The 12273-nt window shown below is 48.0% G+C and carries 13 protein-coding genes; 6 read left to right on the top strand and 7 right to left on the bottom strand.

All coding sequences use genetic code 11. The features are described 5' to 3' along the window. The 3 genes from FD960_RS00765 to rpe are packed head-to-tail and all read right to left on the bottom strand — an operon-like array spanning window position 1 to window position 2781. Window positions 1-567 carry an aminodeoxychorismate/anthranilate synthase component II gene (locus tag FD960_RS00765; protein ID WP_215299269.1) on the bottom strand — a complete coding sequence of 189 codons (567 nt, stop codon included), beginning with the start codon at window positions 565-567 and terminating at the stop codon, window positions 1-3. Further along, window positions 551-2056 carry an anthranilate synthase component I gene (trpE, locus tag FD960_RS00770; RefSeq protein WP_215299270.1) on the bottom strand — a complete coding sequence of 502 codons (1506 nt, stop codon included), beginning with the start codon at window positions 2054-2056 and terminating at the stop codon, window positions 551-553. Before trpE ends, FD960_RS00765 begins: the two co-directional genes overlap by 17 nt. After that, window positions 2056-2781 carry a ribulose-phosphate 3-epimerase gene (gene rpe / locus FD960_RS00775; RefSeq protein ID WP_215299271.1) on the bottom strand — a complete coding sequence of 242 codons (726 nt, stop codon included), beginning with the start codon at window positions 2779-2781 and terminating at the stop codon, window positions 2056-2058. The genes trpE and rpe overlap by 1 nt, the downstream gene beginning before the upstream one ends. Window positions 2782-2830: 49 nt before the next feature. Between rpe and apaG the strand changes: the two genes are divergently transcribed. The 3 genes from apaG (at window position 2831) to FD960_RS00790 (ending at window position 5280) form a co-directional block, all read left to right on the top strand. Further along, complete coding sequence (gene apaG / locus FD960_RS00780; protein WP_215299272.1) at window positions 2831-3205, top strand: Co2+/Mg2+ efflux protein ApaG; 375 nt, start codon at window positions 2831-2833, stop codon at window positions 3203-3205. Between the two features lie 125 nt (window positions 3206-3330). Further along, window positions 3331-4479 carry a murein transglycosylase A gene (locus FD960_RS00785; RefSeq protein ID WP_215299273.1) on the top strand — a complete coding sequence of 383 codons (1149 nt, stop codon included), beginning with the start codon at window positions 3331-3333 and terminating at the stop codon, window positions 4477-4479. Between the two features lie 24 nt (window positions 4480-4503). Then, a complete protein-coding gene (locus FD960_RS00790) occupies window positions 4504-5280 on the top strand; it encodes an enoyl-CoA hydratase (protein WP_215299274.1) in 777 nt (258 codons plus the stop codon). Here the strand turns inward: FD960_RS00790 and FD960_RS00795 are convergent. From FD960_RS00795 to bioA, 4 genes are read right to left on the bottom strand one after another with little or no spacing between them, the layout of a single operon-like run. Further along, window positions 5277-6470: a M20 aminoacylase family protein gene (locus FD960_RS00795; protein ID WP_215299275.1), complete on the bottom strand. Its 1194-nt coding sequence runs from the start codon at window positions 6468-6470 to the stop codon at window positions 5277-5279. The genes FD960_RS00790 and FD960_RS00795 overlap by 4 nt on opposite strands. 19 nt (window positions 6471-6489) lie before the next feature. Further along, complete coding sequence (bioD, locus tag FD960_RS00800; protein WP_215299276.1) at window positions 6490-7206, bottom strand: dethiobiotin synthase; 717 nt, start codon at window positions 7204-7206, stop codon at window positions 6490-6492. After that, on the bottom strand, window positions 7203-8411 hold the full coding sequence (locus FD960_RS00805; RefSeq protein ID WP_215300510.1) for an 8-amino-7-oxononanoate synthase: 1209 nt from the start codon (window positions 8409-8411) through the stop codon (window positions 7203-7205). The genes bioD and FD960_RS00805 overlap by 4 nt, the downstream gene beginning before the upstream one ends. Before the next feature lie 23 nt (window positions 8412-8434). Continuing rightward, window positions 8435-9781: an adenosylmethionine--8-amino-7-oxononanoate transaminase gene (gene bioA / locus FD960_RS00810; RefSeq protein WP_215299277.1), complete on the bottom strand. Its 1347-nt coding sequence runs from the start codon at window positions 9779-9781 to the stop codon at window positions 8435-8437. A gap of 89 nt (window positions 9782-9870) precedes the next feature. Here bioA and bioB point away from each other — a divergent pair, with 89 nt between their 5' ends. From bioB to mraZ, 3 genes are all read left to right on the top strand, one after another. Continuing rightward, window positions 9871-10920, top strand: a complete 1050-nt coding sequence (gene bioB / locus FD960_RS00815) for a biotin synthase BioB (protein ID WP_215299278.1) — start codon at window positions 9871-9873, stop codon at window positions 10918-10920. A gap of 15 nt (window positions 10921-10935) precedes the next feature. Next, window positions 10936-11565: a 2-polyprenyl-3-methyl-6-methoxy-1,4-benzoquinone monooxygenase gene (coq7, locus tag FD960_RS00820; RefSeq protein WP_215299279.1), complete on the top strand. Its 630-nt coding sequence runs from the start codon at window positions 10936-10938 to the stop codon at window positions 11563-11565. Window positions 11566-11840: 275 nt separating this feature from the next. Then, window positions 11841-12269 (top strand): division/cell wall cluster transcriptional repressor MraZ, encoded by a 429-nt coding sequence (gene mraZ, locus FD960_RS00825; RefSeq protein ID WP_215300512.1) that lies wholly within the window; start codon window positions 11841-11843, stop codon window positions 12267-12269. Window positions 12270-12273 lie beyond the last annotated feature (4 nt).

The raw sequence follows: 12273 nt of genomic DNA on the forward strand, positions 1-12273 counted from the left end.
TTATTTGGCTTGTAAGAAATTTTTCAGAAGTGCATGACCATGCTCAGAAAGAATCGATTCCGGGTGGAATTGCACGCCTTCAACAGCGAGTTCTTTATGGCGCACTCCCATGATTTCACCGTCAGAAGAAGTTGCGGTCACCTCCAGCACTGCTGGTAACGAACTCTTCTCAATTGCCAAGGAGTGATAACGGGTTACTTTAAATGGGTTGGGTAGGTCTTTAAAGACGCCAACGCCAGTGTGATGAATATCATCGGTCTTGCCATGCATCACTTTTTGGGCGCGAATAATTTTTCCGCCAAAAGCCTCGCCGATGGCCTGGTGTCCAAGGCAAACGCCCAAAATGGGAATATGGCCTGCGTAACGCTTGATGGTCTCTACTGAGATGCCCGCTTCCGCTGGACTGCATGGTCCTGGTGAGATACAAATGCGCGCAGGATTGATGTTGGCAATCTCTTCTACTGTAATCTCATCATTACGAAATACTTTCACCTCTTCACCAAGCTCAGCAAAATATTGCACTAGGTTGTAAGTGAATGAGTCATAGTTATCAATCATGAGGAGCATCGAGACCTCCTTGTACTAAATCAGCTGCCATTAATACCGCCCGTGCTTTGGCTTCGGTTTCTTTCCATTCGGCAGTCGGGTCAGAGTCTGCAACGACGCCAGCGCCTGCTTGTGAATGCAGCATACCGTCCCGGATCACGCCGGTGCGGATGGCAATTGCAACGTCCATATCACCAGAGAAGGAGAGGTAGCCGACCGCGCCGCCATAAACGCCACGCTTCACAATTTCCATCTCATCGATAATTTCCATCGCCCGAATTTTCGGGGCGCCAGATAGGGTACCGGCGGGAAAGGTTGCACGTAAGACGTCCATATTACTCATGTTATCCAGCAATTCACCTTCAACAGAGCTCACAATATGTTGCACGTGGGAGTATTTTTCGATTGACATCGAATCAGTGACTTTGACCGATCCGGTTTTGGCAATACGACCCACATCGTTGCGCGCTAAGTCAATCAACATGACATGCTCAGCAATTTCTTTTGGATCTGCAAGTAACTCCTTGGCTAAGCGCTCGTCATCTTCAGGTGTTGCACCGCGTGGGCGTGTACCAGCCAATGGACGAATCGTCACAATCTTCTCGGCTCCCCGTTTTTCTTGGCGCACTAATATTTCTGGGGATGAACCAACAACCTGCAGATCCCCAAAGTCGTAGAAGTACATATATGGCGAAGGATTTAGCGAACGCAACGCGCGGTAGAGCGCAAGTGGCGAATCTGTGAATGGTTTGCTAATACGTTGACCAATCACCACTTGCATGCAATCGCCAGCCAAAATATATTCTTTGGTTTTACGTACGGCATTTTCAAAATCTTCCGCCTTAAATTTACGGATCAATTCTGTTTTCGTAGTTGGCAAGGAGGCAGGCATGCTTACAGGCTTGCTTAAGCAGGCAAGTAACTCTTTTAATCGAGCCTGACCTTTTTCAAAGCTGTCAGGAACACTTGGGTCGGCATACACAATTAAATAGATACGACCAGCGACGTTATCGATGACCGCTAATTCTTCAGTCAACATCAGCTGAATGTCAGGAACGCCTAACTCATCTGGCAGTCGATGTTTTGCCAAACGGGATTCAATGTAGCGAACGGTGTCATATCCAAAGTAGCCTGCAAGACCGCCACAGAATCGTGGGAGCCCGGGTTGGACTGCTACTTTGAATCGTTTGAAATAAGCGTCTACAAAATCGAGCGGATTGTCATGATTGGTTTCAATGACTTTGTCGTTAAGCAGTACTTCTGTAATGGGTGCTTCCGGGGTGCCTACTGTTCGCAGTACTGTTTGAGCAGGCAAGCCAATAAAAGAAAAGCGACCGAAGCGCTCCCCACCTAAAACCGATTCCAGAAGATAAGTATTTTTATGTCCAAAAGCCTGTGTGAGCTTTACATAGAGAGATAACGGCGTCTCTAAGTCGGCTAAGACTTCTTTCACCAAAGGAATGCGATTGAAACCCTGTTTTGCCAAGGTAAGAAATTCTTCGTACTGCATTACGCTTTTCCTGAGGTCGCTAGCTCTGCTCTCATTGCTTCAATGACAGCAGCATAATTTTCTTTTCCAAAGATGGCAGAGCCGGCAACAAAAGTATCCGCACCAGCTTTAGCAATCTGCGCAATGTTATCCACTTTGATTCCGCCATCTACCTCAAGACGAATATGGCGCCCCGTTTCTTGTTGGTGACGATCTAAGCGTGCGCGTACCTGCGCAATTTTATCGAGCGTGCTCGGGATAAATGATTGACCACCAAAGCCCGGGTTCACAGACATCAGCAAGACCATGTCGAGTAGCTCCAATGTATGGTCAAGGTGGCTGAGCGGAGTTGCGGGATTTAATACAAGTCCCGCCTGGCATCCATGATCACGAATTAAATGGATTGTGCGATTAACGTGCGGGCTAGCCTCAGGGTGAAAGCTAATGAGGTTGGCGCCTGCTTTAGCAAAATCAGGAACCAGGCGATCTACTGGCTCAACCATTAAATGCACATCAATCATCGCTGGCTTGCCATTTTTTATAGCGTGCGGACGAATTGCTTCGCACACCAATGGACCAATCGTGAGGTTGGGTACGTAATGGTTATCCATCACATCAAAGTGAATCCAGTCCGCGCCCGCCAAGAGAACATCTTGCACTTCTTTGCCAAGACAGGCAAAGTCGGCCGACAAAATGGAGGGGGCAATGACAAACTGGCTATTTGAGGGTGATTTCTGGCTATCCATCCCTAGATTCTAGCTTGCAGTTGACTCCGGGATGGAGCAGAATTCCAGCATGAATCCTCACGAAATCAGCATTACGGTCAAATCCCAGTATTTGCCTGAGCAGTCTGACCCAGATAATCAGCAATTTGCCTTTGCCTATACCGTCACCATTCGGAATACAGGTGTGGCTAGTATTCAGCTTATTGCCCGTCATTGGTTTATTGCCGACGGGGACAATGATGTGCAGGAGGTCCGTGGCTTGGGGGTGGTGGGTCAGCAGCCCTTGTTGCGGGCGGGGGAGCACTTTGAGTACACCAGCTGGGCGACTTTACCGACCCCGGCGGGAACTATGCGTGGGGAGTATTTCTGTGTGACTGAAGAGGCGCAGTTTTTTCAGGCTCAAATCCCTGAATTTGCCTTAGTCATGCCCAGAACCCTGCATTAAGCCAAAAGAAGCCCTATTTTTTGCCCTTACCCGTCCAAAGGACAATAAAGAGGAGTAGTGCTAAAGCAAGTCCTCCCTCCAGGGCAAACAAGATCATTGGGTACTCATCGAGTAAATTGGCAATCATGATTTCAACATCCAAAGTTATTAATGGTCACAGCAAGCGAATCTTGCTACTGAGTGTATTCGCTCTAGGGGTGGCAAGCTTACTCGCCGGCTGCTCTACGCCCTCTACTCGATCGGGGTATCGGTCTAATGGAAGTGCACCATCTTCATACAGCTCCCCAATTGCTAGCTTTAGATCTGCCTCTTGGGAGTCTCTCCCTGGATGGCAAGACGACAACCTTACTCAGGCGTGGCCAGCCTGGTTGAAAAGTTGTGAGGCCTTGCGAAAGCGTAGCAGTGAGATCAATTGGCGCCAAGTATGCGCACAAGCTAGTAGTGTTTCAGGGCGGGATAACCAAGCGATTCGTCAATATTTTGAGACGGATTTTCAGGTTTACGAGGTTCGAAATACCGCTACAGGTAGTGAGACCGGCCTCATTACCGGCTATTACGAGCCCGTGATGAATGGTTCGCAAACTCGCACCTCAACCTATTCCGTTCCTTTGTACGCCTACCCCAATGCTTGGAAGGCATCTAAGCCAAATCCAGGCCCCGCTCGTGCGGAGTTGATGAGTTCAGGAATACTCCGGGGTTCAGAAATCGCCTGGGTGCAAGATCCGGTGGCCGCTGCCTTTATGCAAATCCAAGGCTCTGGAAAAATTCGTCTGGAGGATGGGCGCGTTTTACGTCTGGGCTATGCCGGCACCAACGATCAACCATTTAAGTCTTTTGCCCAATGGTTGCTTGATCGCAAGGAAATTACTCGTAGTGAGGCAACTATGCAGGGTATTTCTACATGGGCTAAGCGCAATCCGGGGCGCGTGGAGGAAATGCTCAATGCCAACCCGCGATTTGTGTTCTTCAAGGAGTTGCCGGGTAATGTTAGTGCAGACCTTGGCCCTAATGGCGCACTAGGCGTACCTTTGACTGGTGAGCGCAGTATTGCAATTGATTTAAAGGCATTGCCTCTAGGCGCGCCAGTATTTCTGAGTACTACCAAACCTTTAAGTAGCCAGGCTTTGCAAAAACTAGTGATGGCGCAAGATACTGGTAAAGCGATTGTCGGTGGCGTGCGAGCGGATTACTATTGGGGTTCAGGGGATTTTGCTGGAGAGCTAGCGGGGCGCATGAAGCAAGATGGCAAGATGTGGTTATTGTTACCGCGCTAAACCAAAAATATTTGAAAGGTATTGATGAGCTACAACACCATTTTGACTGAGGTAGATGGCAAGGTTGCCGTGATTACTTTAAATCGCCCACAAGTCTTAAACGCTTTAAATGACGAGTTGATGGACGAATTGGGTGCGGCATTATTAAGCTTTGATGCTGATGACAATATTGGTTGCATCATCGTTACTGGCAGTGAAAAGGCATTTGCAGCAGGCGCCGATATTGCCACCATGGCAAAGTATGGATTTGATGATGTTTACCGTGGTGACTTCATCTCTCGCAATTGGGAAGCAATGAAGAAGGTTCGCAAGCCAGTGATCGCCGCTGTTTCTGGTTATGCCCTTGGGGGCGGTTGTGAATTAGCGATGATGTGCGACACCATCATGGCGGCTGACAGCGCAAAGTTTGCGCAACCCGAAGTGAAGTTGGGCATTATTCCTGGTGCTGGTGGCACTCAGCGTTTGCCGCGCGCCGTTTCTAAAGCTAAGGCCATGGATCTGGCTTTGACGGGCCGCATGATGGACGCTGCTGAAGCGGAACGTTCCGGACTAGTTGCTCGAATTTTCCCTCAGGCTGATTTACTAAAGGAAGTAAAGGCAATTGCCAAAACCATTGCCGATATGCCTTTGCTCACAGCGATGATGGTCAAAGAGGCGATTAATGCTGCATATGAAACCACGCTCTCAGAAGGGATGCATTTTGAGCGTCGACTGTTCCACGCTTGTTTTGCCACTAACGATCAGAAAGAAGGTATGGCTGCGTTTATGGAAAAACGCCCGGCCAAGTTTACGAATTCTTAAGAGGCCAAATAGCGCTGAGCTAGCTTGACCCAGTAGTTCACGCCCACAGGGATCAAGGCGTCATTAAAGTCGTATGAAGGGTTGTGTAAGTGGCATGGACCCATGCCATGACCTACGGCACGGTGATCACCATCACCGTTACCTAAGAACACATAACAACCTGGCTTTTCAAGCAACATGAACGCAAAGTCTTCAGCACCCATAGTCGGGTCGATTGAGGTATTCACATTTTGTTCGCCCACTAATTCACTCATGATTTCGCTAGCGAATTCAACTTCATTATCGTGATTAATCAGTGGTGGATAGTTTCGGGAAAAACTCACTTCAGCTTGGCAGTCGAATGCGCACGAAACATTATGAGAAACTTCTCTTAAGCGCTGCTCGATTAAATCGAGTACTTCTATCGTGAATGTTCGCACTGTGCCTCCGATGAAGGCACTATCAGGAATCACATTACTAGTTTCCCCAGCATGAAATTGCGTCACCGATAAAACGGCTGCATCTACTGGGCGCTTATTGCGGGTAATGATGCTTTGTAAGGCTTGAACCACCTGGGCTCCTGCGAGAACAGGGTCAGCACTATTGTGCGGCAAAGCCGCATGACCACCTTTACCTCGAATGGTGATTTCAAAAGTATTGCTTGAGGCCATCATGGGACCAGAAGTGACTCCGAAGTGACCTTCTGCGAGGCCTGGCCAGTTGTGTAAGCCGAAGACAGCATCGCATGGGAATTGTTTGAACAGTCCATCGTTAATCATTTCTTGTGCGCCAGCACCACCTTCTTCTGCTGGCTGAAAAATGAAAATAACTGAACCTTTGAAATCACGATGATTCGAGAGGTATTGGGCCGCACCTAACAACATAGCTGTGTGGCCATCATGGCCACAAGCATGCATCTTTCCGGGATTCTTGGAAGTATGCTCAAAGGTATTGTGTTCTTGTAAGGGTAAGGCATCCATATCGGCGCGCAAGCCAATCATTTTGCCGGGACCGAGATCACCATCGAGTTTTCCTACTACGCCAGTCTTGCCAAGACCGCGATACACCGAAATGCCCCAGCTCGATAGCGCTTCCGCTACAAGATCGGCAGTGCGATTTTCTTCGAAGCGCAATTCAGGGTGTGCATGAATATTGCGTCGAATTTCTTGAATTTCTGATGCGGAGTCGATGATTTCTGGAAGTAATCGCATGGCTTCATCTTATCTGAATTTAGTCTGGAAGCGTTATGTGCTGCGCAGCAAAACGTAGGGCATCCATGGAGTAAGGCGCGTTATTGAATTTTTGAAGTGGATCTGGAAGTGTGGGAATGAGCCCTAAGAAAGGCGCAAAAATTCTTTCTTTTAGTGTTTCTAGGTTTTCCTCTAGAGCGGGCATTTCCTCGGAAAGGGTATTTGCAATCCATCCAGCAATCGGCAATTGGCGTGACTGAATGGCTTCACATGTCAAAAGGGCGTGGTTAATGCATCCTAAGCGCATGCCCACTACTAGGATCACGGGTAAGTCCATTGCTTGAGCTAGATCGCCTAAATCTTCCTGAGCATTGAGGGGAACTAAAAATCCTCCGGCGCCCTCTACCACTACAGAATCGAATTGCTCGCTAATTCCTTCAAGCGCATTGAGAATAACGGCGCAATCTAAGTGCGCACCCGTTTTTTTAGCCGCCAGGTGGGGGGCAATTGCCTCATCCAGAATGTAAGGGCAAAGATTTTCTTGGTTGAGTGCTGATGCAGATGCAATTCGCAAAGTTTCGAGATCTTCATTGCGTTTTTGTCCACTTGAATCAATATACGTTCCTGCAACAACGGGTTTAAATCCGGATGCATTGACCCCCGCCTCTTTGAGTTTGAGGAGGAGGGCACCACTGACTAAAGTTTTTCCAACTTCAGTATCTGTGCCTGTCACAAAATAGCTGGTCAATAGATTCAAGCTTGATGTTCTCTTTCTACTGTTTGTTCAATGCGCTTTAATGTTTTGATGAGTTCACGCACATCATTCTCGCTATGATTTGCGGAGAAGGTAATCCGAAGGCGTGAGCTACCAACAGGAACTGTGGGTGGTCGAATAGCTGGAATCCAATAGCCCGCTTCATCTAACAGTTTTGCTGCGGCTAATGCATTGGCATTGCTCCCAAGAATGACGGGCTGAATGGCAGTTGGCGACTCCACTTTCAGCCACTTGGAGAATGACATTTCTGTTTGCCAAATTTGAATAAGTTGATTGAGTTGCTGTCGACGACGTTTGCCCTCATCGCCTTCTATCAATTCAATACTGTGAAGTAGGGTATGCGCAATAGCGGGTGGAGTTGCCGTACTGTAGATATAGGGGCGGCCCTTTTGAATCAGCCACTCAATAAAGGGTGTGCTTGCGCAAAGAAAGGCACCGCTTACGCCAGCTGCTTTTCCTAGTGTCCCCATGTAAATAATGCGTTCTGAGTGCACATCACATTTTTCAAGAATGCCATGACCTTGTTCGCCCAAAACACCAAAGCCATGCGCATCATCCACCATGAGTAGGGCGTCATATTGTTCGGCGAGCTCAAGAAGCTGTTTTACCGGGGCGAGATCGCCATCCATACTGAAGACACCATCAACCACAATCAATTTAAGCGAGTGCGTATCTTGCTTAAGGGATTCTAATAAAGAATGAAGATTTTGATGGTCGAATAGGGTGACTGTGGCCTTCGTTTGTGCGCTAGCAAGGCGAACGCCGTCGATGATTGATGCGTGATTGAGTTTTGCTGAATAGATGCTGACATCGCTAGATTCTGCAAGGCGCGCTAAGCCAGTAATAGCATTGACGTTAGCGAGATAGCCCGTGCTAAAGAACAAGGCGCGCGCATTAGGTATGTGTTTCCTTTCACATTCCGCCAGCTTTTTTTCTAGTAATTCATGGGCGATGCTATGGCCGCTGATGAGGTGGGAGGCGCCACTGCCAACCCCATAGCGCATAGCGCCTTCAGTAAGCGCATTGATTAAGTCAGGATGATTGGCGAGACCCAAATAGTCATTACTGCAAAACGCTTTCAGTTCTCGCTGACCTACATATGCTGTTACGTCGCAAGGAGATTCTGTAACGCGTAATTTGCGTTTGAGCAATTGCGCATCTAGATTTTCAATCTGATGTTCCGCCATGCTTAATGCGTTAAAACGGTTATTCACGCTAGCACCTGATCTAAAGCGCGCTTTACCGATGCTCCCATTTGAGCTGTTTCATCCGCACTCAAAATGTATGGAGGCATCACATAAATGGTGTTGCCAATGGGTCTGATGAGCATGCCCTCACGAAGGTTTGCTGAAAACATCTCGCGCGGGAAAGTGTTTGGCCTTTCAAGTGACTTAAGTTTGATATCGAATGCCAAGATCATGCCTTGTTGGCGCCAATGTTCAATTCGAGAATCTGCTTTTGCCCAGGCAAATTCGGTTGCCAGATTTTTGCTGCGTTCAATATTTTTTTCAAGAACAGTTTCACTTTCAAAAATATCTAAACAAGCAAGAGCTGCTGCGCAGGCTAGAGGATTGCCAGTGTAAGAATGTGAGTGCAAGAAACCTTGTTGCGTTTTATCGCCATAGAAGGCGCGATAAATTTTATCGGTCGTCATTGACAGTGATAGGGGTAAGTAGCCACCACTAATACCCTTGGATAAGGTTAAAAAGTCTGGCCAAATACCGGCGTGCTCGCATGAAAAAAACTTTCCGGTGCGACCGCAACCTACGGCGATTTCATCGGCAATCAGGTGGATATCAAAGCGATCGCAGAGCGATCTTACTAAGCGCAAATACTCCGGTGAATACATTGCCATCTGCCCTGCGCACTGAACGAGTGGCTCAATAATGATGGCGGCAATATTCTGATGCTCAGCTTCAAATATTTTTTCTAATGCATCGGCAGCGCGCTTGGCAATATCTTCAGGGCTTTCGCCTGCTTGTGCTTTTCGGGCATCTGGTGAGGGTGCAGTTAAAACATCTTGTAATAGTGAACCATATGCTTCACGAAAGATGGCGACATCGGTCACTGCTAGTGCGCCTAGAGTTTCTCCGTGATAACCGTTTTCTAAACAAACAAATTTTTTCTTTTCTGGTTTGTTATTCAGGCGCCAAAAGTGATGACTCATCTTGAGAGCAATTTCTACAGCAGATGCGCCATCCGATGCGTAGAACACATGACCCAAATGACCCTTTGTGAGAGCTGCCAGTCTTTCTGAAAGTTCCACTACTGGAGGGTGGGTAAATCCAGCAAGCATGACGTGCTCAATTTTTTCTAACTGGTTGTTAATCGCCTGATTAATACGCGGATTAGAGTGGCCAAACAAATTGGTCCACCAAGAGCTAATGCAATCGAGGAGCGCGTTTCCTTTTTCATCAAATAGCCAGGGCCCCTTACCTTTGGTGATCGCGATCAAAGGGAGGGATTCGTGATGCTTCATCTGGGTGCAGGGGTGCCAAACGGTCTTGAGGCTGCGCTCAACCAGAGGGATTTGATTTGAATCAGAAATAACCTTCATGTTTGGTATTTGACCACTAGTTTTTCCTAATTTAGCCCTGTATCTGTTATGTTTATGGCTTGATTTGATCTATTTTCTGGAATTCGACCATGCAGGCAGCCCAAACCACTGAAAAACTCCTTACCCAATTTAAATCCAAGGCGGATTTATCGCATGAGGTAAATACAGGGGTGGATGCCGCGAGTGCGTGGACAGTTGACCAGATTGAGGCACTTTTTGCCTTGCCTTTCAGCGATCTGATGTTCAAGGCCCAAGAGGTGCACAGGGCAAACTTCCCTGATGGCGATGTGGAATTAGCAACCTTGTTATCCATTAAGACTGGTGGATGCCCAGAAGACTGCGGCTACTGCCCTCAAGCAGCCCGCTACGACACGGATGTGAAGGCGAACAAGTTAATGGATTTGGATGAGGTCCTTGAAGCCGCTAAAGCCGCCAAGGCCGCTGGATCTAACCGTTTTTGTATGGGCGCCGCTTGGCGGGAGCCAAAAGACCGCGATATCGAGAAGGTGACAGCCATGATTAAGGGTGTAAAAGCCCTCGGCCTTGAGACTTGTGCCACTTTGGGGATGTTGGAGGCTAATCAGGCTCAGGCCCTGCAGGAAGCCGGTTTGGACTTTTATAACCATAATCTAGATACGAGTGAGGATTTCTATCGCTCGGTCATTTCCACGCGAGGCTATCAGGACCGTTTAGATACGATTTCTAACGTGCGCGCTGCTGGAATGTCAGTTTGTTGCGGTGGTATTGTTGGTATGGGCGAGTCGCGCGAGCAACGTGCAGCATTTTTGGCTCGCCTAGCGAATTTAAGTCCTTATCCTGAGTCAGTGCCTATCAATCATTTGGTTCCAGTTGCGGGCACTCCCTTGGAGGATCAAAAGCCTTTAGATCCCCTGGAATTTGTTAGAACGATAGCTGTTGCTCGGATCACGATGCCTCGTGCACGGGTGCGTTTATCCGCCGGTCGTCAAGAGTTGGGCAGGGCTGTACAGGCAATGTGTTTTCAGGCTGGCGCAAACTCTATTTTCTATGGTGAGCAACTACTCACTACCGGCAATCCCGAGGCTGAGCAAGACCGTGAGCTTTTGGCTGAACTCGGATTGAAGACCAAGCAAAGCTGTAAGGCAGAGGTTTTGGTCTAAGATTTTTGGGTAAATATGGCGCTCATCGATCGCTTCATTATTGAGTTTGATACCGCCCTGCGCTCAGTGGCGGGGGGTGCAAATGCACAGCGTCCGATGCCGGGATCAGAGGCGAATGCCGCTGCATTCATGGACGCAAAAGAGCGTGAGCACGCAGCTGGATTAATGCGCGTTAATCATGTCGGTGAGGTCTGTGCTCAGGCGCTTTATCAATCTCAAAAATTAGTGGCTCGTAATCCAGAGATTCGTCAGATGCTCGATCACTCTGGACAAGAGGAAATGGATCACCTGGCCTGGTGCGAGACTCGACTTCATGAGTTGGGTTCTCATGCAAGCTATCTCAACCCAATTTGGTACGCCGGATCCTTCGCAATCGGCATCATTGCTGGCTTAGGGGGTGATCGATGGAGTCTGGGATTTGTTGCTGAAACAGAAAAGCAGGTTGAAAATCACCTAGAAGGCCACCTCGAAAAGCTACCCAAAGAAGATCAGCGCTCACGTGCCATTGTTGATCAAATGCGTGTCGATGAAATTGAGCATGGGCAGGCAGCCATTTTGGCGGGCGGAGTAGCTTTGCCCCAACCCATTAAGAATGTAATGCAGGCTGTATCAAAAATCATGACGAGCACTGCTTACAAAATTTAGATTTAAATTGCTTTTTTTGATTGATTTTTATTAAAGATACTGTTTATTAATACAGTATATTGACCCATTAGCCAGCTAAATAGCTAAGACCTATTCTTAAGTATATTTTCCAAGCCGTTGTTTCAAGTAGCATTTTTATGATCACCATTTTGTGAACACATGACGCTAAGTGTTTGTAATCACTAGGGAATTTCCCAAAAAATTACCCAAAAACACTTGACCCTCTTATTACGATCCTCTAAAGTGGGAGGAAGTGTGAAAAAGTGGGGTAAATGGTGTTTCAAGGTGCGTCAGCTCTCAATTTAGATGCAAAAGGCCGCATGTCTGTGCCGGCAAAGCATCGTGACGCCTTGTTGGTTCAAGGCGAGGGCCGAATCACGCTTACCAAGCACCCTGACGGATGCCTTTTGGTATTCCCGCGCCCTGAGTGGGAAACTTTTCGCTCACGCGTCGCCCAATTGCCGATGGATGCCCATTGGTGGCGTCGAATCTTTCTAGGTAATGCCGCTGAGCTGGATTTGGATAGCGCCGGAAGAATTCTGGTGGGTCCAGAGCTACGTGCTGCTGCTGGCATTGAAAAAGAAGTGATGCTCCTTGGTATGGGCAGTCACTTGGAGTTGTGGGATGCGGCTACTTACGCCGCAAAAGAACAGGCTGCCATTGCGCAAGGCATGCCTGAAGCATTGAAGCAATTTAATTTTTGATGAC

This window comes from Polynucleobacter sp. AP-Nino-20-G2 (assembly GCF_018688235.1).
Lineage (GTDB): Bacteria > Pseudomonadota > Gammaproteobacteria > Burkholderiales > Burkholderiaceae > Polynucleobacter.